This is a genomic window from Microbacterium petrolearium (genome assembly GCF_054782875.1).
Map to the genome: position 1 here is coordinate 140,843 of NZ_BAAGRQ010000003.1, position 25,874 is coordinate 166,716.

A 25,874-nucleotide genomic window follows, 5' to 3' on the forward strand; every position below is an offset into this window, starting at 1 on the left:
CGGAGCCATCCGCCCCACGGCACGAACCGATCCCCTGGAGGGACATCATGACGATCATCGCCCCCGCGCCCGGCACCGAGCGCACGCACGAGACCATCCACCCCACGATCCGCGTGGTCGGCCCGATGCGGCCGCGCTACGCCGAGATCCTCACGCCCGAGGCGCTGGCCTTCCTCGCGCAGCTGCACGAGCTGTTCGCCGGCGCGCGCTACGACCGCCTGGCCGACCGCATGCGGCACGGCTACGAGGTGGGCCTGGGTCGCGACCCGCGCTTCCGCGAGGACACGCGCCGCATCCGCGAGAACCCCGACTGGCGCGTCGCCGGCGCCGGCCCCGGGCTCGAGGACCGCCGCGTCGAGATCACCGGCCCCACCGACCCGCGCATGACGATCAACGCGCTCAACTCGGGCGCCAGGGTGTGGCTGGCCGACCAGGAGGACGCCACGAGCCCCACCTGGGCGAACGTCATCGGCGGGCAGCTGTCGCTGTTCGACGCGATCCGCGGGCGCCTCGAGCACACCTCTCCCGAGGGCAAGCACTACGCGGTCACCGCCGAGCGCACGCCCACGATCGTGATGCGCCCGCGCGGCTGGCACCTCGAGGAGCACCACCTGCACTTCACCGACCGCCACGGCCGCACGATGGCCGCGTCGGGATCGCTCGTCGACTTCGGGCTCTACGCGTTCCACAACGCGCGCGAGCTCATCGCCCGCGGGCGCGGGCCGTACTTCTACCTGCCCAAGCTCGAATCGGCCGAGGAGGCGCGGCTGTGGGACCAGGTGTTCACCTTCACGGAGCAGTTCCTCGCGATCCCGCACGGCACGATCCGCGCGACCGTGCTCATCGAGACGCTGCCGGCGGCGTTCCAGATGGAGGAGATCCTGTACGAGCTGCGCGACCACTGCGCGGGGCTGAACGCGGGGCGCTGGGACTACATCTTCTCGATCATCAAGACGTACCGCGGCCGCGGATCGCGCTTCGTGCTGCCCGACCGCAACGAGGTCACGATGACGGTGGGCTTCATGCGCGCCTACACCGAGCTGCTCGTGAAGACCTGCCACAAGCGCGGCGCCTACGCGATCGGCGGCATGAGCGCCTTCATCCCCAGCCGGCGCGACGCCGAGGTGAACGCCAACGCGCTGCAGAAGGTGGCCGCCGACAAGCGGCGCGAGGCCGCCGACGGCTTCGACGGCACGTGGGTGGCGCACCCCGACCTCATCCCCGTGGCGCAGGCCGAGTTCGACGCCGTCCTCGGTGACCGGCCGCACCAGCTCGACCGGCAGCGCGACGACGTGCACGTGAGCGAGCGGCACCTGCTGTCGCTGCACATCGGCCGGCCGATCACCGATCGCGGCGTGCGCGAGAACGTCGAGGTGGCCATCCGCTACCTCGAGGCGTGGCTGCGCGGCCAGGGCGCCGTGGCGATCAACAACCTCATGGAGGACGCCGCGACCGCCGAGATCTCGCGCTCGCAGATCTGGCAGTGGATCCACCAGGATCAGTCGACGGCCGAGGGCACGCTCATCACGCGCGAGCACGTCGCGGGGGTCGTGGACGACGTGCTCGCGGGCCTCGAGCGCCGCGAGGGCGACCGCTTCGACGAGGCGGCCGAGGTGTTCCGCGACGTGGCGCTGAGCCCCACCTTCACGCCGTTCCTCACGACGAGGGCCTACGCGCGCCACCTCGTCGAGACGGCCTGACGGGCGGCGGGCGTCGGCGGATCCCCTCCCCGCCGGCGCCCGTCACGCGGGCACGCCCGCTACGCGCGGACGCGGGCGGGGGCGAAGGCGTGCGCCAGGCCCTCGGGCGAGAGCGCGTGCTCGACGGCGAGGATCGCGGCGCCGCGCACGGCGGCCCGCTCGGCGGCGGCCGACTGCACGATCGCGAGGTGCTCGGTGGCCAGCGGGGCGGAGCGGGTGTAGACGATCTCGCGCACCCCGGCGATGAGGTGCTCGCCGACGCGCGACATCGATCCGCCGATCGCGATGACCGAGGGGTTGATGAGGCTCACGGCCGTCGTCAGCACCCGAGACCGAGCAGGGTTTCACGCGCATCGTCGTGACCGAGCCCGGCCACCCGTACCTCGAGGGATGGTGGCCCACGGGGCACATGCTCGGGTACGAGCACGTGCTGGGGCGACCACCTCGATCCGAACCGCTGGGACGACGACGCCTACGTGCAGGGGCGGCTCGGCATCCTCGAGCGCAACGGCCTGAAGGTGTTCACGATCTCGAATCACCTGAAGGGTCAGGTGGTGTGCGACGACCCGATCGACGAGCGCCACCGCGCCATCGTGTCGGATGAGCTGTGGGGCGACGGCGACCCGGAGGGGGTGCGGCAGCGCGCCGCCGAGGAGCTGAAGAACACCGCGCGCCTGGCCGCCGCGCTCGGCGTGAAGACGGTCACGGGCTTCACCGGCTCGTCCATCTGGAAGTACGTGGCGATGTTCCCGCCCGCCACCGACGAGATGGTCGACGCCGGGTACCGGGACTTCGCCGACCGGTGGAACCCGATCCTCGACGTCTTCGACGAGGTGGGCGTCCGCTTCGCGCACGAGGTGCACCCGTCCGAGATCGCCTACGACTACTGGACCACGAAGCGCGCGCTCGAGGCGATCGGCCACCGCGAGGCGTTCGGACTCAACTGGGACCCCTCCCACATGGTGTGGCAGGACCTCGACCCCGTCGCGTTCCTGTGGGACTTCCAGGACCGGATCTACCACGTGCACTGCAAGGACACGAAGAAGCGCATGACCAACGGGCGCAACGGCCGGCTGTCGTCGCACCTGCCGTGGGCGGACCCGCGCCGCGGCTGGGACTTCATCTCGACCGGCCACGGCGACGTGCCGTGGGAGGACGCCTTCCGCATGCTCAACGCGATCGGCTACGCCGGCCCGCTCTCGGTCGAGTGGGAGGACGCCGGCATGGACCGGCTCGTCGGCGCGCCCGAGGCGCTGGCGTTCGTGCGGCGCATGTCGTCATACGAGCCGTCGGCCGCGGCCTTCGACTCCGCCTTCTCCACGCGCTGATCGCGCGCGGCTTCAGGTGGTCGCTTCATCTCCGCGGCTTCGCCGCTCCGTTCAGCAACCGATGGGTGCGACCGCGCCGGTTGCTGAACGGAGGCCGCGGAGCGGCCGGAGATGAAGTGACCACTGCAACTCCGCCCTTGCGCCATCGTGTGCGCATATATGAGAGGGCGGTCGGCACGGCCACGCCCTCGTGCGGCACGACCATCGAGGCGAGCACGGTCGCCATCACCGTCGACGCCGTCGAGGTGCCCAGCGAGCGGGCGAGGGCGTTGATGCCGTTGGAGGCGCCGGTCTCGTCGGCGGGGACCGAGCGCATGATGAGCATCGGCATCGCGGCGAAGCTGAGGCCGATGCCCACGCCGACGATGAGGTTGGCCGTGAACAGGTGCCACACGCTGTCGGACCACAGCAGCAGGTACACGTACGACAGGGCGACGAAGCCGACGCCCGCCGAGAGCATGATCCGCGGTCCGATCGTGCGCTCGAGCCAGCCCGACAGGGGCGAGATGAGCATCATGAGCAGGCCCGACGGCATGACGACGAGCGCGGTCTCGAACACGCCCAGGCCGAAGCCCGACCCCGTCTCGGGCGGCAGTTCGAGCATCTGCGGCAGCGTGACGTTCGACCCGAACAGCGCGAACCCCATGCAGATCGCGGCGAGGTTCGTGAACAGCACCGAAGGGCGCGCCGCGACGCGCAGGTCCAGCAGCGGCTCGCGCGTGCGCAGCTGATACCAGCCCCACACGAGCAGCACCGCGACGCCGCCGATGCCGCACAGCAGCGTGGCGGGCGAGGTCCAGCCCCAGTCCGGCCCGCGCGAGACGGCCAGCAGGATGCCGCTCAGGCCCGCCGTGAGCCCGATCACGCCGGCGACGTCGAACCGCCCGGGTGCGCGCAGCACGCTCGGCGGCACGAACAGGTGCACGAGCGCGTACGCGACGACGCCGAGGCCCCCGGCGATCCAGAACAGCGCGTGCCAGCTCAGGTTCTCGACGACCCAGGCGCTCACGGGCATGCCGACCGAGCCGCCGACGCCCATCGTCGCGCTCATGAGCGCCACGGCCGTGCCGAGCCGCGCCGGCGGCAGCACGTCGCGCATGATCGCGATGCCGAGCGGCACGACGCCCGTGGCCGCGCCCTGCAGGCCGCGGCCGACGATCACGCCGACGATGCCCGGGTGCGAGCGCGGCGACGACGGAACCGGCGATGAGGAAGCTGATGAGGATGAGGACGATCCGCCGCTTGCCGTACATGTCGCCGAGGCGGCCCGAGATCGGCGTCGCGCACGCCGCGACGAGCAGCGTGATCGTGACGACCCAGGCCGTGTCGGGGCGCGGGGCGTCGAGCAGGTGCGGCAGCTCGGACTGGATCGGCACGACGAGCGTGAACATGTAGGCCGAGACGAGTCCCGTGAACGCGAGCGCGAAGACCGTGAGCCACCGGGGTGTGGTGCGGGAGAGCCGCCGTCTCTCGTCCCGTTCCGCCACATCCTTCACCCTAGCCGCGGCCAGGGACACCGGCGCCGGGCGGGGATGTCGGAGGGCCGTGGCAGGCTGAGGGCGTGTCCGAGAAGCGCGCAGATCCCGGGGTCGCGGATCCTGGTCCCGGGACTCCCGGTGGCAGCCCGGAGCGGCCCGCGGTGTTCTTCCGCGACGCCGCGGAGTTCCGCGCCTGGCTCGAGCGGCACCACGACACCGCGCCGGAGCTGTGGATGGAGGTGCGGCGCGCGCACGTGCCGGATCGCGGTCTCACGTGGGCCGACGCCGTGCTCGAGGCGCTGTGCTTCGGCTGGATCGATTCCGTCTCGCAGCCGATCGACGACGACCGGCGGCGGCAGCGGTGGACGCCGCGCAAGCCGCGCAGCATCTGGTCGAAGGTCAACATCGCGCACGTCGAGCGCCTGATGGCGGAGGGGCGGATGCATCCGGCGGGCCTGGCGGCCTTCGAGCGCCGCGCTCCCGCCCGCAGCGGCGTCTACTCGCACGAGAACGCCGAGGCCGAGCTCGACCCGCGCCTGCGGGCGATCGTCGAGGCCTCTCCCGCCACGACGGCGTTCCTCGCCGAGGCGGCGCCCGGCTACCGCAAGGCCGTGCGGCACTGGATCATGTCGGCCGCGCAGGAGGCCACGCGCGAGCGGCGCGCCCGCCAGCTCGTGGCCGACAGCGAGGCGGGGCGGCTCGTGCCCCCGCAGCGCCCGGGACGCCCTCCGGCGTGGCTGCCGCGTGCCGCGGCGGCCGCCGCGGCGGCCGCATCGGACGGCGCCGAGGCCTCGGGCGGCCGAGACTAGAATCGACGTGCGGCTTCGTGCCGCTCCGCGCCGCCCCGCGGCGGGCGCGTCCGACTCGCCCTCCCCGACCATTGGAGCCACCGTGGCCGAACAGTCCCGCCTCGACAAGGTGATCAGCCTCGCCCGCCACCGCGGGTTCGTCTTCCAGGCGGGAGAGATCTACGGCGGCTCGCGCTCGGCTTGGGACTACGGCCCCCTCGGCACGGAGCTCAAGGAGAACATCCGCCGCCAGTGGTGGCAGACCTTCGTGCGCGGCCGCGGCGACATGGTCGGCCTCGACTCGTCGATCATCCTGCCGACGAAGGTGTGGGAGGCGTCGGGGCACGTCGCCACGTTCACCGATCCGCTCGTCGAGTGCCTGCAGTGCCACAAGCGCCACCGCGAGGATCACCTCATCGAGGCGTACGAGCAGAAGAAGGGCCGCGCGCCGGAGAACGGCATGGGCGACATCGTCTGCCCCGACTGCGGCACGCGCGGCCAGTGGACCGAGCCGCGCTCGTTCTCGGGCCTCGTGAAGACCTACCTCGGCGTCGTCGACGACGAGTCGGGCCTGTACTACCTGCGCCCGGAGACGGCGCAGGGCATCTTCGTGAACTTCGCCAACGTCGTCACCGCCGCGCGCAAGAAGCCGCCGTTCGGCGTGGGGCAGGTGGGCAAGGCATTCCGCAACGAGATCACGCCGGGCAACTTCATCTTCCGCACTCGCGAGTTCGAGCAGATGGAGATCGAGTACTTCGTGCCGCCGGCCGAGGCCGCCGAGTGGTTCGAGCACTGGGTGGACGCGTGCTGGGACTGGTTCGTCGACCTCGGCATCGACCCGTCGCACATGCGCAAGCTCGACATCCCCGACGGGGAGCGCGCGCACTACTCCGACCGCACGATCGACGTGGAGTACGACTTCGGCTTCCCCGGCAAGGGCTGGGGCGAGCTGATGGGCGTGGCCAACCGCACGGACTTCGACCTGTCGAACCACATCGAGCACTCCGGCGCGAACCTGTCGTTCTTCGATCAGGCCTCGGGTGAGAAGTACGTGCCCTACGTGATCGAGCCGTCCTTCGGGCTGACCCGCTCGATGATGGCCTTCCTCATCGACGCCTACGCCGAGGAGGAGGTGCCGAACGCGAAGGGCGGCACCGACGTGCGCACGGTGCTCAAGCTCGACCCGCGCCTCGCGCCCGTCAAGGTGGCCGTGCTGCCGCTCAGCCGCAACGAGCGCCTCTCGCCGCTGGCGCGCGAGGTGGCGGACGACCTGCGCGGCACGTGGAACGTCGACTTCGACGACGCCGGTGCGATCGGCCGGCGCTACCGCCGGCAGGACGAGATCGGCACGCCGCTGTGCGTCACGATCGACTTCGACTCGCTCGACGACCGCGCCGTGACGGTGCGCGACCGCGACACGATGGCGCAGGAGCGGGTTCCGCTGGAGCGCCTGCGCGACTTTCTTGCCGAAAGGCTTACCGGCGCGTAACCACCGGGGAGTATGATCAGCGCGCGCGGCGCCGACCCGAAGGCACCGCGAGCCCGATCTCCAATCCCTCCCTGGACTGTTCATGCCCGTCGATTCCGTCGCGCCCATCGCGCTCTCGTCCGCCCCCCGCCTGTCCGACATGGTGTTCGATCGCCTCGCCCAGGCGATCGTGCGCGGGGAGTTCGCCCCCGGTGAGGCGCTGCGAGACCAGCAGCTCGCCGAGCGTCTCGGCGTCTCGCGCATGCCCGTGCGCGAGGCGATCCAGCGCCTGGAGCGCGCCGGCCTCGTCGAGATGGCCGCGAGCCGCTACACACGCGTCGCGCAGATCACCCCCGAGCGCATCCGCGACACGATGGAGCACGCGGGGTACCTCTACGGCGCGGTGACCCGCATGGCGGTGCTGCGCATGACCGACGCGCAGCGCGCCACCGCCCTCCAGCTGCTCGAGGAGGCGAGCGCGCAGGTCGACGACGCCGAGGCCTTCATCGAGGCCGGCGCGGCCGTCACCGCGCACTTCGTCGCCTGCTGCGGCAACGCCCTGATCGCGCTGCGCGGCGACGTCTTCCACACCCTGCGGTGGGTGATGCGGCACAGCAGCACCCTGCCGACCGCGGTGCCGCCCGAGGTGCGCGAACTGCACCAGCAGCTGATCGGCGCCGTGATCGACCGTGACGGCGACCGCGCCGAGCTGATCATCCGCCGGCGGTACGGCGTCGCCGTCTTCCCTCCCGCCTGAGCAGCCGCGCGTCCGCTCAGGCGATCACGAGGCGCACCGTCGCCGCCGTGAGGCAGGCCCAGCTCAGGCTGGCGAGCGTGCCGATGATGAAGCGCTCGCGCGCCTCCGGTGAGCCGAGCTCGGTGAAGCGCGCGATGCCCTTGATCGCCACGACCACCGCGATCGCCTCGGGGTAGCCGACGATCAGGGCGAGCGCCGAGGCCGTGCGCTCCAGGTACCCGATCGTCACGCCGCCGCGCATCACCTCGGGTGCGCCCTGCGCGCTTCCTGCGGGCGGCCGCAGCAGGATGCCGCCGTGCGGGCCCTCGCGCACGCCGTCGTCCGAGGCGAACGCCAGCACGCGCCGGGCGACGGGATCGCCGCCGAGGACCGCGACCGCCGTGGCCAGCAGCGCGAGCGCGGCGGTGAGCGGCACGGGCACGGCGAGCGGCACGATCGCGACGGTGATGAGCGAGAGCACGACGAGGATCGCGGCGGCGAGCAGCGGCCCCGACGCCGGGCGCCGCCGGCGCACGAGGACGAGCACGAGCGTCGCCGCCATCGCGATCACGAGGATCGCGCCGATCACGACGTCGTACAGGTCGAGCAGGGCCATGCGGCTCAGTGTGCCACGTGGCTCCGACGCGGGCGGGCCGGGCCGCGGCGGGTCACTCCCCCGCGTCGAGCCGCGCCAGCAGCCGGGCGAGTGCGGGCACGGCGGCCTCCTCGGTGCGCAGTGCCGCGGCGCCGGCCCGCCGGCTCACCGCGCTCTCGGTGATCCCGAGCCGGCCGGCGATCTCGCGCTGACTGAGGCCTTCGGCGAGAAGGTCATGGACCTCCCAGCCCTCGTCGGTGCGCCGATCGCGCAGCTCGACGAGCAGTCGCAGCAGGGCCTCGACATCCCGTGCACCGGTCGGCCGCTCCGCCGCGTCGTCCGGGTCGTCCGCGCCCGAGACGGCCACGCGCGTGGCCGAGCGCCTCGCCCGCTCCACCGCGTCGCGCGCGCGCACGAAGGCGGGGCCGCGCGCGGCGCGCACCTCGCCCGTCGGCGCGCTGCCGACCTCCCCCACACCCACGCCGACCCGCCATTCGCCGGTGCGGCACAGTGCGAGGACCACGTCGAGGGTGCGGTCGGCGTCCGAGAGGAGCGCCTGGATCTCGTCCCCGGCCGTCCGCTCCGGCGCGAGCGCGAGGGAGTCGCCGCCGACCCGGGTGACGATGCCGAGCGCGTCGGGCACGAGGTCGGGCCCGTCCTGGCTGCGGCGCTGATCCGCGGTGATCACGAACATGCGCGGCTCCTCGCGGTGGGCGAGCCGGGCGTCCGACGTGAACTCATGGGCTCAAGTATGAGCACTTGCGGCCCCAAGCTCAAGGTATCCGGACGGTGCGAGCGGCGTGTGCGCCGCTGCGGCGAGCCGTCCTATTGCCCTCGTGGCGCATCGCCCTGTTTCGCCGCGGCCTTCACGGCCTTCTTGTGCTCGCGCACCTTCGTGAGGGATTCGGGCCCGGTGATGTCGGCGACCGAGCGGAAGGATCCCTCCTCGCCGTAGGGATCCGACGCCTCTCGCCAGCCCGCGCCCGTGAAGCCGTACTGCTTTCCCAGCAGGGCGAGGAAGATCCTCGCCTTCTGGTCTCCGAAGCCGGGAAGCGCCTTGAGTCGCTTGAGCACGGTCGGCCCGTCGGGATCGTCTCGCGTCCACAGCTCGGCGGCATCGCCGCCCCAGTCGTCGACGAGCGCCCGGCACAGCGCCTGCACGCGCCCGGCCATCGAGCCGGGGAAGCGATGCACGGCCGGCGACTGCGCGAACGCCTCGGCGAAGGCGTCGGGGTCGTAGCCGGCGATCGTGCCGGCGTCGACGGATCCGATCCGCCGCCGGATCTTCTCGGGCCCGGCGAACGCGGTCTCCATCGCGACCTGCTGGTCCAGCAGCATGCCGATGAGCAGCGCCAACGGGTTCTCGGTCAGCAGGGCGTCGGCATCGGCATCGCCGGTGATGTGCAGGTCCATGCCCCCATTCTCCCGCGAGACAGCATCTGCGCGCCGAGACCGTGTCGTGTGCACGCTGTCTCGGCGCGGCGCTGCTGTCTCGCCGAGGGAGGTGCCGGTCAGGGGCGTGACTGGAAGCGGAGGATGCGGGTGAGGGCCTCGGAGACCGCGGCGGGGCCGGCCGCCAGCGAGAGGCGGACGGAGGTGCGGCCGCCGACGGCGTCGAAGTCGGCGCCCGGCACGACCGCGACGCCCTCGTCCTCGAGCAGCGCGGCGCACCACGCGGACGAATCGGGGAAGGGGCCGAGCCGCGGCGCGATGTCGGCGTAGACGTAGAAGGCGCCGTCGGCGGGCGCCACCGTGCCCCAGCCGAGCTCCGGCAGCCGGCCGAGCAGCAGCGCGCGCGAGGCGGCGAACTCCTCGACGCGGCGCGCCGCCTCGGCGTACGACCGCTCCTCGAAGGCGCCGAGCGCGGCCAGCTGCGCCGGCGCGGGCGGGCACAGGACGAGGTTGCCGGCGAGCGCGTCGACCGCGCCGCGCAGGTCGTCGGGCACGAGCATCCAGCCCAGCCGGAAGCCGGTCATGCCCCAGTACTTCGAGAACGACGAGGCGACGATAGACGACCGATCCAGCTCCCAGGCGCTCGTGCCGAACGCGCCGGGCGCCGACGGATCCGCCGGGTAGGCGATGCCGTGGTAGATCTCGTCGCTCACGAGCCGCGCGCCGTTGTCGCGGCACCACTGCGCGAGGGCGTCGAGCTCGGCGCGCCCGATCATCGTGCCGGTCGGGTTTGCGGGCGAGGCGACGACGAGCCCGGCGATCGGGCCGCCGTCGGCCACGGCGGCGTCGAGCAGCGCGGGCGTCGGCTGGAAGCGCGCCTCGGGGCCGCAGGCGAGCTCGACCACCTCGCAGCCGAGCGAGCGCAGGATGTTCCGGTACGCCGGGTAGCCGGGTCGGGCGAGCGCCACGCGGTCGCCGTGCTCGAACGCCGACAGGAAGGCGAGCAGGAAGGCGCCGGACGATCCGGTCGTCACCGCCACGCTCGCAGGATCCGGCTCGATCCCGTACGAGCGGGCGTAGTGGCCCGCGAGCGCCTCGCGCAGCTCCAGGGTGCCGAGCGCCGGCGTGTAGCCGAGCGGATCGCGGGCCTCGTGCACGCGGATCGCGCGCTCGTGCACGGCGGCCGGGGCGCCGCCGGAGGGCTCGCCCGCGCACAGCGACACGACATCGCGCCCCGCGGCGCGCAGCTCGGCGACGCGGTCGAGGATGCGCATCACCTCGAACGGCGGGACCTCGGATCGGCGGGAGGACGTCATCCCGTCAGTCTCGCAGGGGTCGCGATCTCCCGGTCGAGGCTCAGGCCGAGGCCTCGCCGCGGAACGGGCACGACGCGGCGTCGCTCTCCGGCCGCGTGGCCGGCCGGGCGTCGATGCCGAAGAGCGTCTCGAGCGCGTCGAAGACGTCGTCGGCGCGGCCCTGCGCGGCCAGCTCGCGGGCGCGCGAGGTGGGGGTGTGCAGCAGGCGGCCGACCATGTGGCGCAGCGCCTGCTCGACGCGCTCGTCGTCGCCGCGGCCCTTGGCGCGGTCGATCTCGGCGTCGAGCACCTCGAAGACCCGCTCGCGCAGGGCCACGATCGCGGGCGCGGCGCTCTGCTCGCGGCCGACGAGGTGGAACTTGGCGGCGGCGTCGTGCACCATGCGGCGGGCGTCGTCGTGGGCGCGCAGCTCCTCGAGCGGCGCGTGCAGGCGGATCGTCTCGAGGTCGAGCAGCGTCATGCCCTCGAGCTCGCCCACCTCGGGCGCCACGTTGCGGGGCAGGCCCAGGTCGATCACGAAGCCGCGGTCGCGGTAGCCGCCGCGGTGCAGCAGCTCGGGCGTGACGACCGGCTCCTCGTTCGAGGTGCACGTGATGACGAGATCGGCGGAGGCGGCGGCCTCGGCGAATCCGTCGGTCTCCACGAAGGCGATGTCGTGCTTGGCGGCGAAGCGGGCGCCGCGCCCGGAGGGGGAGTGCACCGTGATGTCGGTGACGCCGTGGTCGCGCAGCGCCGCGAGCGTGGCGGCGGCGTAGGCGCCCGTGCCCACGAGCAGCGTGCGCAGGCCGGTCCAGTCGGCGATCCGGCTGTCGGCCAGCTCGAGCGCGAGGCGCACGAGCGAGCGCCCGGCGCGGCCGAGGGCGGTGGCGTTCTTGATGCCCTTCTGCGTCTCGGTGGCGCGCTGGAACAGGCGCTCGAGCTCGGGGGAGGTCGCCGCGAACGCGCGGGCGTCGTCGAGCGCGCGGCGCACCTGGCCCGCGATCTCTCCCTCGCCGACGACGACCGACTCGAGGCCGGAGGCCACCGAGAACAGGTGCTCGGCCACGCGGCCGCCCGCCTTCACCTCGTACGCGCCCTCGAGCTCGCTCGGGCCCACGCCCGTCGCGGCGTGCAGAGCATCGAGCGCCGCCTCGACGCCGTGCGTCTCGGCACCCTCGGGCACCTCGACGTAGGCCTCGACGCGGTTGCACGTGGAGAGCACGACGGCACCCTGCACGCGCTCGCGCCCGGCGATGAGCGGCGCGACCGCCGTGGCGTGCGTCGAGAGCCGTTCGAGCAGATCGAACGGGGCGGTCTTGTGACTCGCGGTGACGCACAGCAGCACGAGAACCGATTCTACAGCCCGTCGAAGCTATTCCTGAATGATTCATGATTAGGGTGCCCTTACCGCGGGCGCTCCGCAGGATCGCCGTGCACCGACACAGGGATCCCACGGCGGGCGATGGGAAGAATGGACGCATGACCTCCACGTCCGCGCTCGTGCGCGCGCTGCACGGCGACCGCCCCGCCACCGCCCCCGTCTGGTTCATGCGGCAGGCCGGTCGCTCGCTGCCGGAGTACCGCGAGCTGCGCGTGGGCACGCGCATGCTCGACGCGTGCCTCACGCCCGAGCTGGCGGCCGAGATCACGCTGCAGCCGGTGCGCCGGCACGGGGTCGACGCGGGCATCTTCTTCAGCGACATCGTCGTGCCGCTGCGGCTGGCGGGCATCGAGGTCGAGATCGAGCCCGGCCGCGGACCCGTCTTCGCCGCGCCCGTGCGCACGGCGGACGACGTGGCCCGCGTGACGTCGATCGATCCCGAGGAGGTCGCCGCGGCCGCCGATCCGATCCGCGAGGCCGTGCGCCTGACCACCGCCGAGCTCGGGCAGACGCCCCTCATCGGCTTCGCCGGCGCCCCCTTCACGCTCGCGGCCTACCTCGTCGAGGGCGGCCCCTCCAAGGAGCACCTGCGCGCGCGGGCCATGATGCACGCCGATCCCGAGGCCTGGCACCGCCTGGCCGGCTGGCTCTCGCGCGTCTCGCGCGCGTTCCTCGGCGCGCAGATCGAGGCGGGCGTCGCGGCCGTGCAGCTGTTCGACTCGTGGGCCGGATCGCTGTCGCCTGCCGCCTTCCGCGCCTTCGTCGCGCCGCACTCCAAGGCGGCGGTCGCCGACCTGCCCGTGCCGGTGATCCACTTCGGCGTGGGCACGGGCCCGTTCCTCGCCGACATGCCCCTCGACGGCGTCGCCGACGCCGTGGGCGTCGACTGGCGCCTGCCGCTCGACGAGGCCGCGGCGATCGTCGGATCCGACACGACGCTGCAGGGCAACATCGACCCGGCGCTGCTCGGCGCCCCGTGGCCCGTGCTCGAGGCGCACGTGCGCGACGCGCTGCGCCGGGGTCGCGCGGCCCGCGCGCACGTCGTCAACCTCGGCCACGGCGTGCCGCCCGAGACCGACCCCGACGTGCTGACCCGGATCGTCGAGCTCGTGCACGCCGAGGCCGCGGCGGACGGGAGCGGATCGAAGTGAGCGAGGAGCTCGAGCGCCTGCACGAGCGCGCCGTCGAGACCCGCGTCGCCGTGATCGGCGGCGGCATCGGCGGCCTCGTCGCCGCGCTCGAGTTCGCCAAGGTCGGCATGGGCGTCACGCTCTACGAGGCCGAGGGCCGCCTCGGCGGCGCCGTGCGCTCGGGCGAGGTCGACGGCCTCCGGCTCGACCTGGGCGCCGAGAGCTTCGCCACGCGCGGCGGCCACGTGCGCGCGCTCGTCGACGAGCTCGGGCTGGGCGACCTCGTGGTCGAGCCCGGCACGGGCGCGGGCGGCGCGTGGGTCGCCGGTCTGCCCGGTGGCGCCGCGGCCCCGCTGCCGGCCGGCGGGATCCTGGGCATCCCGGCCAACCCGTTCGCCGACGACGTGCGCCGCGTCATCGGGTGGGGCGGCGCGTGGCGGGCGTACCTCGACCGCGTGCGGCCGCTGCTCACGATCGGCCGGGACCGGAGCCTGGGCCACCTCGTGCGCACGCGGCTGGGCGAGCGGGTGCGGGATCGGCTCGTCGCGCCGGTCACGCACGGCGTGTACTCGGCGCACCCGGACGACATCGATCCGGATGGCGCGGCCCCCGGGCTGAACGGCGCGCTGACGAAGACGGGGTCGCTGCTCGGCGCCGTCGACCTGCTGCAGCGCGAGCGCCGCGCCAAGGCGGGCGCCCCCGGATCGGCGGTGCAGGGCCTGCGCGGCGGCATGGGCACGCTCGTCGACGCCCTCGCGGCGCGGCTCGTCGAGCTCGGCGTGCAGATCCGCACCGGCACCCCCGTCACCGCGCTGGAGCGCGAGGACGAGCGCTGGATCGTCGTCGCGCCGGAGGACGACGCGGAGCCGGCGAGCGACGCCACCGACACCCGCCGGTTGCTGAACGAAGCGGCCGAAGGCCGCGAAGATGAAGCGACCACCGCAACCGAATCGCCGGCCGCAGCCCCCGCCCCGAGCGACCCGGAACCCGCCGCGTTCGACCTCGTCATCGTCGCGACCGAGGAGCCGGCGGCGCGCCGCCTGCTCGCCCCGCACGCCGCCGCGCTCGCGGTGGAGCCGCCGCGCCCCGGCCCCGTCGTGCACGTCGCCACGCTCGTGCTCGATGCGCCCGAGCTCGACGCGGCCCCGCGCGGCACGGGCGTGCTCACGGTGCCCGGATCCTCCCGGGCCAAGGCCCTCACCCACGCCACGGCGAAGTGGGGCTGGGTCGCCGAGGCGGCCGGCCCCGGCCGGCACGTCGTGCGCGTCTCGTTCGGCGCCCAGGGCGACGCGCCCGCCACGGACGGGCTCTCCGCAGACGAGGCCGCCGAGCTCGCGCGCGAGCAGGCGTCGGCGCTGCTCGGCGTGCCGCTGCCCGCCGATCGCGTGCGCGGGTTCGCGCTCGAGCGCTTCTCGCAGTCGCAGCCGGCCGCCACCATCGGGCGCCGCGACGACGCACGCGCGGCCCGCGCCGCGATCGAGGCCGTGCCGGGGCTCGGCGCGGCGGGAGCCTGGCTCTCGGGCACGGGGCTGGCGCAGGTCGTGCCCGACGCGATCGGCGAGGCCGAGCGCCTCCGTCGCGCGGCGCTGTTCGGCTGAGGCGCATGTTCTACCGCGCGCCAACGGATTCCGCAAGCGGAATGCATCCGAAACACAAGCGGGTTATCGTGGGAGCCGACGCACTCCGACGACGTGAGGAGACCCCATGAGGGGCAAGGTGGGACTCGTGATCGGGCTCGGTGTGGGCTACGTGCTCGGCACCCGCGCCGGTCGCAAGCGGTACGAGCAGATCAAGACGCAGGCCGCCAAGGTGTGGAACCTCGAGCCCGTGCAGGAGCAGGTGGGCCGGGTCAAGGACCTCGCCGCCTCGGGCGCCATGAAGGTGCCGGCCGCGGCGTGGGGCGGGCTCGTCGGCGTCGTGAAGACCATCGCCTCGAACACCGGCACGCCCGGGCAGAAGCTCGACGCCGTCATCGACGAGGCGAAGGACACGGTCGACGACGTGAAGAAGGCCGCGGACCACTGATGTCCCCGCGCACCTCGCGTCCCTCGCCCGTCCGCGATCGGGCGGATGACGGACTGCTGACGCTGATCGGCGACGTGCCGGGGCTCGTCTCCGACCTCGTGAAGGCCGAGATCCGGGCCGCCAAGGGCTACGTCGGGCAGCTCGCCAAGCACGGCGGGCTCACCGCCGTCTTCGGGATCATCGCCCTCTTCTTCCTGTTCTGGACGATTCCGGCGTTCCTCGCATTCTTCGTGATCCTGCTGGACCTGTGGATGCCCCTGTGGGTCGCGGCGCTCATCGTCGTCGCGATCGGCATCGTCCTCGCCGCCGTCGCCGGCGCGTGGGCTTACTTCGGGCACGTCCGCAAGATCCAGAGGCTCGAGGGGCCGGGCAAGGCCGTCAAGACCGACGCGCGCATCGTGAAGGAGTTCGCCGATGAGTTCTGACGAGCTGCCCAAGACCGTCGTCCCGAGCGGCATCACCGACGAGGTCGAGCGCGCCAGGGCCGAGCTCAGGGCGGCGCTCGCCGCCATCGAGCACAAGGCCAACGTGCCGGCGCGCGCCGCGGAGGCCACCGAGCGCAAGGTCGCGGAGGCGAAGGCGTTCGCCCGCCGCGAGCCCGGTCTCGCCGCCGCGGGCGCCGTCGCCATCGCCGCGGCGGTCGGCGCGGCCGTGTGGGGCCTCGTCACGCTGCTGAGCAAGCGCGGCTGACACCCGCGGCGGGCCGCCGTCGCGAGCGTCCGGATCTTCCGAGTTCGTCTGGAATCGTCCGGGACTTGTGCAGAACATCCCGCGCCCGACGCGTGATGTGTGCCGGTTCAGACAAATCGGTCCCCGGGCACCGGCGGTGCGGATCGGTGTGGCGTTGCTAAGAAGTCTCCTGAATGGGCCCCGTCGGGGTTCCCGGCCCGAGGAGATTCTGTGCGTCACCACGACCGCCGCCGCGGCACGCGCGCGGCCACGCTGCTGTCACTGATCACTGCGTTCGCGCTCGTCTTCGGCGGAGCGGCGGTGCCCGCCCTGGCCGCGACCGGTTCGGATCCGATGCCCGTCGTCGAGCCGGCGGGCGGGACGACGATCGCTCCGGCGTCGTCGGACGACGGCGCCGGCGCCGCGGCGGTGGCTCCCCCGGGAGAGGCCGGCGAGCAGGCTCCCGCACCGGAGGCGCCCGAGGCCCCGGCGGAGAGCGAGTCTGCGGCGGACCCGACGCCGACGCCGGTGCCCCTGGACGAGGCGGCCGCGGCGACCGAACGTGCGCGCAGCGACGGACCCGCGGGCGAGGCCGAGGAGGCCGCACCCGCCGAGACGACCCTCCCGCGCGCGGCGTCGCCCGAGCCGGTGAGGAGCGACGCGGCGTCGCCCGAGCGCGACAGCACGCCGCGCGTCGCGACCTCGCCCGAGGTCGAGAAGGCGATGAACGCCGAGGCACCCGACTGGTGCACGACCGAGCAGGCCACGGGGCCTCACAGCATCTCGGGCACTGTGCGGGACGATGCGGGTGCGCCCATCGCCGGCGCGATCGTCGAGGGCTGGGAGCCGTCGGAGTACGGCCCGAACGCGACTTCGTGCGTCGTCACCGGGGCGGACGGAGCATTCCGCCTGCCGGGCGTGACGGCGGCGGGGTGGCACGTGTACGTGTCGTTTCCGCAGGGAAGCGGCTACCTGAGCACGTACTACGGCGGCAGCTGGGAGGACCGGGAGGTCATCGCGGTCGACGGCGATGTCACCGGCATCGACATCGTCGCGCTCCGCGGTGCGAGCCTGTCGGGGACGATCGCGGAAGCCGATCGCGAGCGGATCTCGTGGCTGAGCTGGTCCGGTGAGGGAGACCGGAGCGGATCGGTCGAGTACGACCCGGAGACGGGAGCGTTCACCGCCAGCCTGGTGTGGCCGGGCGCCGTTCAGCTGACGGCCAACCTCGGCTCGGGCTGGCAGGAGGACCTCGGGGCGCCCTTGGAGCTGGCACCGGGCGACGCGTATGCGTACCCGGAGCCGCTGGCCCTCCCCGGTCTGGCGCAGCTGACCGTCGTGAACCGCTCGGACGAGGACGTTGACATCGAGGTGTACGCCGCCGACAGCGCGGAGGCGACCGGGTATGCGTACCTCGCGAGTGGCGACAGCGAGACCCTGGAGTTCCGGGCGGGAACGGAGGTCGTCCTGCGCCTGAGTATGTGGAACGAGGCGACCGGGGACTACGACCGCGTGTGGTGGCCGGACGCCACCAGCCGAGAGGACGCGGACATCCTGCCGCTCTCGGCGGACGAGCCGCAGATCGTGACCTTCGGCGGCGGCGACGGCTCCATCTCGGGTGTGGTGACGGATGCCATCGGCGCCCCCCTGGAAGGGGCGACCGTGAGCCTGTACCGGGCGAGCGATCAGCGCAACGCGCTGCGCACGACCACGACCACGGCGGACGGATCGTACGAGTTCGGCTATCTGAACCCGAACAACTACGCCGTGGCGGTGGAGGTCACCGAGCCCTTCGGGGTGCAGACCTGGTACGGCGGCGACGGCACGCGCGAGGAGGCCGTGGCGATCGGCCTCGACGAGGGCGAGAGCTTCCGCACGGGCGACATCGCGCAGATCCTCGGCGGAGCCGTGCGCGGCAGCTTCGACGTGCCGGAGGACGTCCGATCCGTTCGTGTCCAGCTGGCCTACGACTGGTACGACTACGACGACCGATGGGACGAGTACTTCGACCGCGATGCCACGGAAGCGTGGCCCGAGTGGACGATGCCCGGCGTGCCGGCGGGCACCTACAGCCTCCAGTACGAGGTCGACGGCGAGTGGATCCAGGGGGATGCGATCACGGTCGCGCCCGGAAAGTACACGGAAGCAGGCGTTCTCGAGTTCCGGCCGGACCCGGCTCAGATCACCGGCACGATCACCGACGCGGAGACGGGTGTGAAGCTGGGCTACGCCTCGGTGACCGCGCACTGGTGGGAGCCGTATGAGTGGGCCGAGGACGGCGGCTGGTGGAACTTCGAGTACGCGACTGCCGATGCGGACGGGCGCTACGCCTTCTCCGACCTCGTCGAGGGCCGGGAGTACCTGATCGAGTTCGGCGCCGACCGCTATGCGTCGCAGTGGTGGCAGGGCGCGACGGACCGCGCTCACGCCACCGCGGTCGTCGCCCCCGCCCGCGGGCAGGACCCGCTCGTGCTGGACGCCGCACTGCACGACGGTGTGACGGTCACCGGCACCGTCGTCGACGCCGTCACGGGAGAGCCGGTCGCGGAAGAGTGGATCTATGCGGACGGCCCCGGATCGGCGTCCACGTACACCGACGAGAACGGCGAGTACGCGCTCGAGCTGCCGGGTGCGGGTGCATACCGGATCCGTCTGGACTCCGATCCCGGCGAGGGAACGGAGGTCGAGGTGCCCGCGGAGGGCCTGACGGGTCACACCCTCTACCGCCAGCAGCTCTTCACGATCGCCGGCACCGTGCGCGCCGCGAATCTCGACGTGCCCCTCGGGAACGTCGACGTGGAGATCCTGCAGGCCGACGACGACGGCTGGGTCATCCGCAGCGTCCGCACACACGCCGACGGCACCTTCTCGTTCGAGATGCCGGCGGGGGCGTACCAGCTGCGGTTCGAGAACGGTGACGGCCTCTACGTCGAGCAGTGGTTCGACGGCGTCACCACGCGCGAGCAGGCGGAGACGATCACGATCGTCGACCGTCCTGTCACCGGCATCGAGGCACGCCTCGGGCTCGGCGGCGTGGCGCGCGGTGTCATCAAGGGCCCGGACGGCGAGCCGCTCGCCGGGGCGACGGTGGGCCTCGCCACCGCGCCGGAGCTCTCGCTCTTCTCCGTGCTGCGCAGCGTCTTCGCATCGGAGGACCCGGCCGACGCGATCCTCGGCATCGAGACGACGACGGACGAGAACGGACGGTTCGAGCTGCCGCCGGTCGATCCGGGCCGCTACACGCTGTACGTGTACACGCACGAGCACGGCACGTCGTGGTATCCGAACAAGGCCACGCGGGCGGAGGCCAAGATCATCGAGATCGAGGCGGGCAAGCGCACGCCCGAGATCGAGGTGCCGCGGCTGCAGCCGCTGGGCGAGGGCGAGAAGCCGCTCCGCCCGGAGCAGACGCTCTCCGACGCCTTCGAGATCACGCGCAACCCCGTGGGCGTCGCGGTCGAGGCGGGCGGGTACGCCGAGTTCACGGCCATCGCCTCCGGCCGGCCGCAGCCCGACCTGCAGTGGCAGGAGCGCATCGACGGCGAATGGGTCGACCTCGAGGGTGCCACGGACACCACCCTCTCCGTCTCGACCGACGAGGTCGGCGAGCGCGTCTTCCGCGCCGTGTTCACGCGGGACGGCGAGGAGAGGATCTCTCGCGAGGCGACCCTCACCGTCACCGCTCCGGTCGTGGCGCCGGGCATCCCGGCGGCGCCGTCGGTGGGTGAGGTGACGACGCGCGGCGCGACCGTGTCGTGGGCACCGCCCGCCGTCGACGGCGGTGCGCCCGTCACGGGCTACGTCGTCTCGGTGCGGGCCGAGGGCGCGCCCGCGCCGCGCGTGATCGAGGTCGGCGATGTGCGCTCCCTGCCGATCTCCGGGCTGAGCCCGGCCACGGCGTACGAGGTCACCGTCGCGGCGCGCAACAGCGCCGGGGTGGGTGCCGCCTCGGAGCCGGTCGCATTCACCACCGAGCGGATCGTGGTGCCGGGGGCACCGGTCATCACCTCGCTGGAGGCGGTGTCGCCGACCGGGCTGCGCGTCGCATGGGACGCGCCCGCGGACGCGGGCGGCGGGACGATCGACGGCTACGTCGTCGAGGTGCTCGCGGCCGGTGTGGCCGTGCCGGGCGCGACGGTGAGCGTGAGCGGCACGTCCGCGACGATCGCCGGCCTCGAGGCTGCGACGGAGTACACGGTGCGCGTCGCCGCCCGCAACGAGGCCGGAGCGGGTGAGGCGGCATCGCGCACGCAGCGGACGAACGCGGCGCCGGACCCGGAGCCGACTCCCGAGCCGACTCCCGAGCCGACTCCGACGCCGGAGCCGACGCAGGAGCCGGAGCCTCAGCCCACACCGGAGCCGCAGCCGGAGCGCACGGAGACGCCGGCACCTGTGGAGACGTCGGAGCCCGAGCCGACCGTCGTTCTGCCGTCCAGCGGTGGCGGCGATCCGGAGGCTCCCGATGCGGCCACGCTGAACGGCGGCAACCGCGGTGGCGCGAGCGTGACGAGCGGCTCCGCCGTACCCGGCGGGACGTTCACGGTCGCCGGCCTCGCGCCGAGCACCGGCTACTACGTCTGGATGTTCTCCGAGCCGGTCGCGCTCGGGTGGAGGACGTCGGACGCGAACGGCGTCGTCACGCTGAGCGTTCCCGCCTCCGTCGCGCCGGGCGAGCACCGCGTCGTGTTCACGGATGCCGACGGCGCGGTCGTCGCCTGGGCGCCCGTGACGGTCGCGGGGAAGCTGCCGGACACGGGCACGGAGGTCGGCACGTCGATCGCCGTGGCGTCGATGCTGCTGATCGCGGGCAGCGTGCTGCTCCTCAGCCGTCGTCGCGCGAGGCGCAACGCCTGATCCGCTCCGCATCCGGGCCCGGGAGGCTCGACCCGAAGGAGCACTCCCGGTCCGGATGCGGCGGCCCCAGGAACGCGGATCGATCACTCACCTCGCGGTGGGAGAATGACGGCATGGCGCAGAACCAGCCCCTCGACCAGGCCGACGCCCCCGAGCGCGCCGGCGACGACTACAGCCTCTGGGCCGTGTGGCGCCGCAACCCGGCGCAGGCGGTGAGCGAGACCGATCCCACCGAGCTCGAGAACATCGTCGGATTCCTCTCCGAGCGCGGCGTCACGGTGCGCGGGTTCTACGACGTCAGCGGGCTGCGGGCCGACGCCGACCTCATGGTGTGGCTGCACGGACCCGTCGCCGAGGACCTGCAGAAGGCCGTGCGCCGCCTGCGCCGCACCGAGCTGCTGCGCCCGCTCCTGCCCACGTGGAACGCGATGGCGGTGCACCGCGACGCGGAGTTCAACAAGCGCCACGTGCCCGGCTACCTCCGCGGCATCGCTCCGAAGGAGTGGCTCACCGTCTACCCGTTCGTGCGCAGCTACGAGTGGTACCTGCTGCCCGACGAGGAGCGCCGCGCGATGCTCGCCGATCACGGCCGCAAGGGCGCCGCGTTCACGGGCGTCACGGCCAACACCATGGCGTCGTTCGCGCTCGGCGACTACGAGTGGATGCTGCCGATGGAGGCCGACGAGCTCACCGACCTCGTCGACATGATGCGCGAGCTGCGCTACACCGAGGCGCGCCGCCACGTGCGCGAGGAGGTGCCCTTCTTCACCGGCCGCCGGATCGCGCTCGACGAGATCCCGGAAGTGCTGCAGTGACGACCCCGGCAGCGGGCGCGCCGATCCGGCTCGGCACGCGCCGCAGCGCGCTGGCCATGGCGCAGTCCGGCATGGTGGCGCGCGACCTCGAGGCGGTCACGGGCCGCCCCGTGGAGCTCGTGCGGATCGTCTCGGAGGGCGACACGACGCGCGCCTCGCTCGCCAGTCTCGGCGGCACGGGCGTCTTCGCCACGCGGCTGCGCGAGGCGCTGCTCGCGGGCGAGTGCGACCTGCTCGTCCACTCCCTCAAGGACCTGCCGACCTCGCCGGCCCCCGGCCTCGTCATCGCCGCGACGCCGCGCCGCGCCGACGCGCGGGACGTCATCATCACGCGCGACGGCACGCGGCTCGAGGACCTGCCGGCCGGATCGCTCGTCGGCACGGGATCGCCGCGACGCATCGCGCAGGTGCGCGCCGCGAACCCGGGCGTCGAGATCCGGGATCTGCGCGGCAACGTCGACTCGCGCATGGCGCGCGTGCGCGACGGCGAGCTCGACGCGATCGTGCTCGCCGCGGCGGGCCTGGCGCGCCTCGGGGCCGAGATCGACCTGCACGTCGAGCCGCGCGACCTCGAGGACTGGCCCACGGCGGCCGGGCAGGGCGTGCTGGCGGTGGAGATGCGCGACGACGCCGACGCCGAGCTGCTCGCCGCGGTCGGCCGCCTCGACGATCCGGCCACCCGCTGCGCGCAGACGGTCGAGCGGACGATCCTCGCGGGCATCGAGGCCGGCTGCCACGCGCCCGTCGGCGTGCACGCGATCGTCGACGGCGAGCGCCTGCGGCTGCGCGCCGAGGTGTATGGCGCCGACCCGTCGCAGACCGTGCGCTGGGCGGAGGATCGGCTGATCGGGCCGATTTCCGCCTCCGGCGACCAGGGGTATAGTCGGGACACAGGCAGCGCCGACGACGACGCTTCCGGCGCGTACCCGCGCGCCGACGACATCGGAAACGAGGTCGCGCGTCGGCTGCTCGAGGCCGGGGCGAGCGCCCTCGTATCGGGACCCCCCACTCCATGACTCCAGACACAGAAGCGAAGACCGCCAGGCCCCTCTCGGGCTGGCGCGTGCTCGTCCCCCGCGGCGGACCGTGGGGCGACGGCGTCGCCGCGACACTGCGCTCCAAGGGCGCCGTGCCGGTGATCGCGCCGCTCATCAACTTCGCGCCCACCGACGACGTGGCCACGCTCGAGGCGGCGATCTCCGATCTGCGCGACGGCCGATTCGACTGGATCACCGTCACGAGCGCCACGACGGTCGACGTGCTCTACGCCTACCAGGCGACGATCCCCGAGACGACGAAGGTCGCCGCCGTCGGCGAGACCACGGCCGCCGCCCTCGCGGCGGTCGGCTACCGCGTCGACCTCGTGCCCGAGATCGAGAACTCCGCCGCCGGCCTCGCGCACCAGATGATCGAGCTCGAGACCGAGCCGCGCCGCGTGCTCGCGCTGCGCAGCGAGATCGCCAAGCCGGTGCTCACCACCGCGCTGCGCAAGGCCGGGCACGACGTGCGCAGCGTCGTGGCGTATCGCACGATCGGCGTGCCGGTCTCGGACCGCGTCGCGCGCGACGTCGAGACGGGCCGGATCAACGCGATCCTCGTCACGAGCGGATCGGTCGCCGAGCAGGTGCGCGAGCAGTTCCCGAAGATCCCGGACCAGACCGTCATCGCCGCGATCGGCCCGCGCACGGCGCGCGACGCCGAGCGCGTGGGCCTGCCGGTGCGGGTCGTCGCGCCGACGCAGACGATCGACTCGCTGATCGACACGCTCGCGGCCATCCCCCTGCCGCCGCCGACCCCGGAGGCGCTCGCGATCGCCGACACGGGCTCGAACGCGGTGGTCGACCGACCCCAGGAGCACAGGTGAGCTTCCCCGAGCACCGGCCGCGCCGCCTGCGGCAGTCCCCCGCCGTCCGCCGCCTCGTGCGCGAGACGCACCTCGTGCCGTCGCAGCTCGTGCTGCCGATGTTCGTGCGCGAGGGGATCGACGAGCCCGTCGCGATCTCGTCCATGCCGGGCGTCGTGCAGCACACGCTCGACACGCTGCGCCGCGCCGCCGCGGAGGCGGCCGAGGCCGGCGTCGGCGGCGTCATGCTCTTCGGCGTGCCCGCCGTGCGCGACGCGACCGGATCGGGCGCCGACGATCCGCGCGGCATCCTCAACGTCGCCACGGAGGCCGTCGTCGCCGAGGTCGGCGACGCGCTCGTCGTGCAGACCGATCTGTGCCTGGACGAGTTCACCGACCACGGTCACTGCGGCGTGCTCGCCGCCGACGGATCGGTGGACAACGACGCCACGCTCGAGCGCTACGCCGCCATGGGCGTCGCGCAGGCGCGGGCGGGATCGGCGCTGCTGGGCCTGAGCGGCATGATGGACGGCCAGGTCGCGGCGGTGCGCGAGGCGCTCGACGCCGCCGGCTTCGCCGACACGCTCATCATGGCGTACTCCGCGAAGTACGCCGGCGCGTTCTACGGCCCCTTCCGCGAGGCGGTCGACTCGCAGCTGAAGGGCGATCGCCGCACCTACCAGCTCGATCCGGCCAACGCCCGCGAGGGGGTCAAGGAGGCGGTGATCGACGCCGAGGAGGGCGCCGACATCGTCATGGTGAAGCCCGCGCAGCCGTACCTCGACGTGCTCGCCGACGTGCGGGCGGCCGTCGACATCCCCGTGTGGGCCTACCAGGTCTCGGGGGAGTACGCGATGATCGAGGCCGCCGCCGCGAACGGCTGGATCGACCGCCGCGCGGCCATCCAGGACTCCCTCCTCGGCATTCGCCGGGCGGGCGCCGACGCGATCCTCACCTACTGGGCGGCCGAGGCCGCCACCTGGCTCCGCGCCGAGCTCTGACCTCTCCGCGATCCGGCCGCACCGGGCGCGCCCAGGCGGGGCGCGGGAGAATGGGAGCATGGCCGATCGCAACGACGAACTGTTCGCCCACGCCCGCGATGTCATCCCCGGTGGGGTCAATTCGCCGGTGCGGGCGTACGGATCGGTCGGGGGCACGCCCCGCTTCCTCGCCTCCGCGCGCGGGGCGTACGTGACCGACGCCGCGGGTCGCGTGTACGTCGACCTCGTCGCGTCGTGGGGTCCGGCCCTGCTGGGCCACGCGCATCCCGAGGTCGTCGCGGCGGTGCAGGAGGCGGCCTCGCGCGGGCTGTCGTTCGGCGCGCCCACCGAGGGCGAGGTGCGGCTGGCCGAGCTCGTGACCCAGCGCGTGCGCGCCGGCGGCCTGAGCCCGGTCGAGGAGGTGCGCCTCGTGTCCACCGGCACCGAGGCGACGATGACCGCCATCCGCCTCGCGCGCGGCGTGACGGGCCGCGACCTGCTCGTGAAGTTCGACGGCAACTACCACGGCCACTCCGACGGGCTGCTCGCCTCCGCCGGATCGGGCGTCGCGACGCTCGCGCTGCCCGGCACCGCCGGCGTGCCCGCGGCCGTGGCGGCCGAGACCCTCGTGCTGCCCTACGGCGACCTCGACGCGGTGCGCGCGGCGTTCGAGACCCACGGCGACCGCATCGCGGCGGTGATCGTCGAGGCCGCGCCCGCCAACATGGGCGTCGTCGTGCCGCCGGCGGGCTTCAACAGCGGACTCGCCGACGTCGCCCACCGCCACGGTGCGCTGCTCATCCTCGACGAGGTGCTCACGGGCTTCCGCGTGCACCCCGCGGGCATGTGGGGGCTGCAGGTGGAGTCCGGCGAGGCCTACGGGCCCGACATCGTCACGTTCGGCAAGGTGATCGGCGGCGGCATGCCCCTCGCCGCCCTCGGCGGCAAGCGCACCGTGATGGAGCACCTCGCGCCGTCCGGACCCGTCTACCAGGCGGGCACGCTGTCGGGGAACCCGCTGTCGGTGGCCGCCGGCATCCGCACGCTCGAGCTGGCGACCCCCGAGGTGTACGTCGCGGTCGACGCCGCGGCCTCCGTCGTCATCGACGCGCTCTCGGCCGCGCTCGCCGCGGAGGGCGTCGCGCACGCCATCCCGCGCGTCGGCACCCTGTTCGGGCTCGCGTTCCTCGACGAGGCGCCCGTGACGTACGAGCGGGCCAAGACGCAGGACGCCTTCCGCTACACCCCGTTCTTCCACGCCATGCTCGACGCCGGCGTGCACCTGCCGCCGAGCGTCTTCGAGGCCTGGTTCCTCACGGCCGCACACGACGCCGCCGCGCTCGAGCGGATCACCGCGGCGCTGCCCGCCGCCGCGCGCGCCGCGGCCGCCGCGTAGA

Annotated in this window: 21 protein-coding genes and 3 pseudogenes; 16 read left to right on the forward strand and 8 right to left on the reverse strand. The window is 73.5% G+C overall.

Annotated elements, in window-relative coordinates:
* The first annotated feature begins 47 nt into the window (after positions 1–47).
* Positions 48–1,700: a malate synthase A gene (gene aceB, locus ACYVJ0_RS04000; RefSeq protein ID WP_449852904.1), complete on the forward strand. Its 1,653-nt coding sequence runs from the start codon at positions 48–50 to the stop codon at positions 1,698–1,700.
* 59 nt (positions 1,701–1,759) lie between these two features.
* On the opposite strand, the pseudogene ACYVJ0_RS04005 reads toward aceB, so the two are convergent.
* Positions 1,760–2,026: pseudogene (locus ACYVJ0_RS04005) on the reverse strand (ROK family protein); the annotation flags it as partial.
* A 99-nt stretch (positions 2,027–2,125) separates the two neighbouring features.
* Here ACYVJ0_RS04005 and ACYVJ0_RS04010 point away from each other — a divergent pair.
* Positions 2,126–3,028: pseudogene (locus ACYVJ0_RS04010) on the forward strand (sugar phosphate isomerase/epimerase family protein); the annotation flags it as partial.
* A gap of 25 nt (positions 3,029–3,053) precedes the next feature.
* On the opposite strand, the gene ACYVJ0_RS04015 reads toward ACYVJ0_RS04010, so the two are convergent.
* Both ACYVJ0_RS04015 and ACYVJ0_RS04020 read right to left on the reverse strand, forming a co-directional pair.
* Positions 3,054–4,190, reverse strand: a complete 1,137-nt coding sequence (locus tag ACYVJ0_RS04015; RefSeq protein WP_460816137.1) for an MFS transporter — start codon at positions 4,188–4,190, stop codon at positions 3,054–3,056.
* A 79-nt stretch (positions 4,191–4,269) separates the two neighbouring features.
* Positions 4,270–4,419, reverse strand: a pseudogene (locus ACYVJ0_RS04020) (MFS transporter); the annotation flags it as partial.
* Between the two features lie 170 nt (positions 4,420–4,589).
* Between ACYVJ0_RS04020 and ACYVJ0_RS04025 the strand changes: the two are divergent.
* The 3 genes from ACYVJ0_RS04025 (at position 4,590) to ACYVJ0_RS04035 (ending at position 7,519) form a co-directional block, all read left to right on the forward strand.
* Positions 4,590–5,315 carry a YdeI/OmpD-associated family protein gene (locus tag ACYVJ0_RS04025; RefSeq protein WP_460816139.1) on the forward strand — a complete coding sequence of 242 codons (726 nt, stop codon included), beginning with the start codon at positions 4,590–4,592 and terminating at the stop codon, positions 5,313–5,315.
* Positions 5,316–5,397: 82 nt separating this feature from the next.
* Positions 5,398–6,783 carry a glycine--tRNA ligase gene (locus tag ACYVJ0_RS04030; protein WP_460816140.1) on the forward strand — a complete coding sequence of 462 codons (1,386 nt, stop codon included), beginning with the start codon at positions 5,398–5,400 and terminating at the stop codon, positions 6,781–6,783.
* 82 nt (positions 6,784–6,865) lie between these two features.
* Positions 6,866–7,519 carry a GntR family transcriptional regulator gene (locus tag ACYVJ0_RS04035; protein WP_449852896.1) on the forward strand — a complete coding sequence of 218 codons (654 nt, stop codon included), beginning with the start codon at positions 6,866–6,868 and terminating at the stop codon, positions 7,517–7,519.
* A gap of 16 nt (positions 7,520–7,535) precedes the next feature.
* Here the strand turns inward: ACYVJ0_RS04035 and ACYVJ0_RS04040 are convergent, their stop codons facing one another.
* The 5 genes from ACYVJ0_RS04040 to ACYVJ0_RS04060 all read right to left on the reverse strand — a co-directional run bounded on the left by ACYVJ0_RS04040 (position 7,536) and on the right by ACYVJ0_RS04060 (position 12,125).
* Positions 7,536–8,114, reverse strand: a complete 579-nt coding sequence (locus tag ACYVJ0_RS04040; protein ID WP_460816141.1) for a hypothetical protein — start codon at positions 8,112–8,114, stop codon at positions 7,536–7,538.
* A 52-nt stretch (positions 8,115–8,166) separates the two neighbouring features.
* Positions 8,167–8,787 (reverse strand): sigma-70 RNA polymerase sigma factor region 4 domain-containing protein, encoded by a 621-nt coding sequence (locus tag ACYVJ0_RS04045; protein ID WP_460816142.1) that lies wholly within the window; start codon positions 8,785–8,787, stop codon positions 8,167–8,169.
* A gap of 131 nt (positions 8,788–8,918) precedes the next feature.
* Complete coding sequence (locus tag ACYVJ0_RS04050) at positions 8,919–9,506, reverse strand: HhH-GPD-type base excision DNA repair protein (RefSeq protein WP_460816143.1); 588 nt, start codon at positions 9,504–9,506, stop codon at positions 8,919–8,921.
* Positions 9,507–9,604: 98 nt separating this feature from the next.
* Positions 9,605–10,801, reverse strand: a complete 1,197-nt coding sequence (locus ACYVJ0_RS04055) for an aminotransferase class I/II-fold pyridoxal phosphate-dependent enzyme (RefSeq protein ID WP_460816144.1) — start codon at positions 10,799–10,801, stop codon at positions 9,605–9,607.
* A gap of 40 nt (positions 10,802–10,841) precedes the next feature.
* Positions 10,842–12,125 (reverse strand): glutamyl-tRNA reductase, encoded by a 1,284-nt coding sequence (locus ACYVJ0_RS04060; protein WP_460816145.1) that lies wholly within the window; start codon positions 12,123–12,125, stop codon positions 10,842–10,844.
* A gap of 134 nt (positions 12,126–12,259) precedes the next feature.
* Here ACYVJ0_RS04060 and hemE point away from each other — a divergent pair, with 134 nt between their 5' ends.
* From hemE to hemL, 11 genes are all read left to right on the forward strand, one after another.
* Positions 12,260–13,312 (forward strand): uroporphyrinogen decarboxylase, encoded by a 1,053-nt coding sequence (hemE, locus tag ACYVJ0_RS04065; RefSeq protein WP_460816147.1) that lies wholly within the window; start codon positions 12,260–12,262, stop codon positions 13,310–13,312.
* The gene (locus tag ACYVJ0_RS04070; protein ID WP_460816149.1) at positions 13,309–14,889 is read left to right on the forward strand and encodes a protoporphyrinogen/coproporphyrinogen oxidase; all 1,581 of its coding nucleotides are present in this window, start codon (positions 13,309–13,311) and stop codon (positions 14,887–14,889) included. Before hemE ends, ACYVJ0_RS04070 begins: the two co-directional genes overlap by 4 nt.
* Before the next feature lie 106 nt (positions 14,890–14,995).
* The gene (locus ACYVJ0_RS04075) at positions 14,996–15,316 is read left to right on the forward strand and encodes a hypothetical protein (RefSeq protein WP_460816151.1); all 321 of its coding nucleotides are present in this window, start codon (positions 14,996–14,998) and stop codon (positions 15,314–15,316) included.
* Complete coding sequence (locus tag ACYVJ0_RS04080; RefSeq protein ID WP_460816153.1) at positions 15,316–15,741, forward strand: phage holin family protein; 426 nt, start codon at positions 15,316–15,318, stop codon at positions 15,739–15,741. The genes ACYVJ0_RS04075 and ACYVJ0_RS04080 overlap by 1 nt, the downstream gene beginning before the upstream one ends.
* A complete protein-coding gene (locus tag ACYVJ0_RS04085; RefSeq protein ID WP_460816155.1) occupies positions 15,731–16,006 on the forward strand; it encodes a hypothetical protein in 276 nt (91 codons plus the stop codon). Before ACYVJ0_RS04080 ends, ACYVJ0_RS04085 begins: the two co-directional genes overlap by 11 nt.
* 210 nt (positions 16,007–16,216) lie before the next feature.
* Positions 16,217–20,839, forward strand: a complete 4,623-nt coding sequence (locus ACYVJ0_RS04090) for a carboxypeptidase regulatory-like domain-containing protein (protein WP_460816156.1) — start codon at positions 16,217–16,219, stop codon at positions 20,837–20,839.
* Between the two features lie 113 nt (positions 20,840–20,952).
* Positions 20,953–21,654 (forward strand): hydrogen peroxide-dependent heme synthase, encoded by a 702-nt coding sequence (gene hemQ / locus ACYVJ0_RS04095; protein WP_449854410.1) that lies wholly within the window; start codon positions 20,953–20,955, stop codon positions 21,652–21,654.
* Positions 21,651–22,670 (forward strand): hydroxymethylbilane synthase, encoded by a 1,020-nt coding sequence (hemC, locus tag ACYVJ0_RS04100; RefSeq protein ID WP_460816158.1) that lies wholly within the window; start codon positions 21,651–21,653, stop codon positions 22,668–22,670. The genes hemQ and hemC overlap by 4 nt, the downstream gene beginning before the upstream one ends.
* Positions 22,667–23,518 carry a uroporphyrinogen-III synthase gene (locus ACYVJ0_RS04105; protein WP_460816160.1) on the forward strand — a complete coding sequence of 284 codons (852 nt, stop codon included), beginning with the start codon at positions 22,667–22,669 and terminating at the stop codon, positions 23,516–23,518. The genes hemC and ACYVJ0_RS04105 overlap by 4 nt, the downstream gene beginning before the upstream one ends.
* Complete coding sequence (gene hemB, locus ACYVJ0_RS04110) at positions 23,515–24,498, forward strand: porphobilinogen synthase (protein WP_460816162.1); 984 nt, start codon at positions 23,515–23,517, stop codon at positions 24,496–24,498. The genes ACYVJ0_RS04105 and hemB overlap by 4 nt, the downstream gene beginning before the upstream one ends.
* A 58-nt stretch (positions 24,499–24,556) precedes the next feature.
* Entirely contained in the window at positions 24,557–25,873 is a 1,317-nt protein-coding gene (hemL, locus tag ACYVJ0_RS04115) for a glutamate-1-semialdehyde 2,1-aminomutase (RefSeq protein ID WP_460816163.1), read from the forward strand.
* The last annotated feature ends 1 nt before the right edge of the window (position 25,874 follow it).

Excerpts from the sequence above, each read along its gene's own strand:
- hemE (WP_460816147.1), top strand. The coding sequence starts at position 12,260 with ATGACCTCCACGTCCGCGCTCGTGCGCGCGCTGCACGGCGACCGCCCC.
- ACYVJ0_RS04045 (WP_460816142.1), bottom strand. The coding sequence starts at position 8,787 with ATGTTCGTGATCACCGCGGATCAGCGCCGCAGCCAGGACGGGCCCGAC.
- ACYVJ0_RS04050 (WP_460816143.1), bottom strand. The coding sequence starts at position 9,506 with ATGGACCTGCACATCACCGGCGATGCCGATGCCGACGCCCTGCTGACC.
- ACYVJ0_RS04040 (WP_460816141.1), bottom strand. The coding sequence starts at position 8,114 with ATGGCCCTGCTCGACCTGTACGACGTCGTGATCGGCGCGATCCTCGTG.
- ACYVJ0_RS04055 (WP_460816144.1), bottom strand. The coding sequence starts at position 10,801 with ATGACGTCCTCCCGCCGATCCGAGGTCCCGCCGTTCGAGGTGATGCGC.
- ACYVJ0_RS04085 (WP_460816155.1), top strand. The coding sequence starts at position 15,731 with ATGAGTTCTGACGAGCTGCCCAAGACCGTCGTCCCGAGCGGCATCACC.
- ACYVJ0_RS04105 (WP_460816160.1), top strand. The coding sequence starts at position 22,667 with ATGACTCCAGACACAGAAGCGAAGACCGCCAGGCCCCTCTCGGGCTGG.
- ACYVJ0_RS04035 (WP_449852896.1), top strand. The coding sequence starts at position 6,866 with ATGCCCGTCGATTCCGTCGCGCCCATCGCGCTCTCGTCCGCCCCCCGC.
- ACYVJ0_RS04075 (WP_460816151.1), top strand. The coding sequence starts at position 14,996 with ATGAGGGGCAAGGTGGGACTCGTGATCGGGCTCGGTGTGGGCTACGTG.
- aceB (WP_449852904.1), top strand. The coding sequence starts at position 48 with ATGACGATCATCGCCCCCGCGCCCGGCACCGAGCGCACGCACGAGACC.
- ACYVJ0_RS04080 (WP_460816153.1), top strand. The coding sequence starts at position 15,316 with ATGTCCCCGCGCACCTCGCGTCCCTCGCCCGTCCGCGATCGGGCGGAT.
- hemL (WP_460816163.1), top strand. The coding sequence starts at position 24,557 with ATGGCCGATCGCAACGACGAACTGTTCGCCCACGCCCGCGATGTCATC.
- hemQ (WP_449854410.1), top strand. The coding sequence starts at position 20,953 with ATGGCGCAGAACCAGCCCCTCGACCAGGCCGACGCCCCCGAGCGCGCC.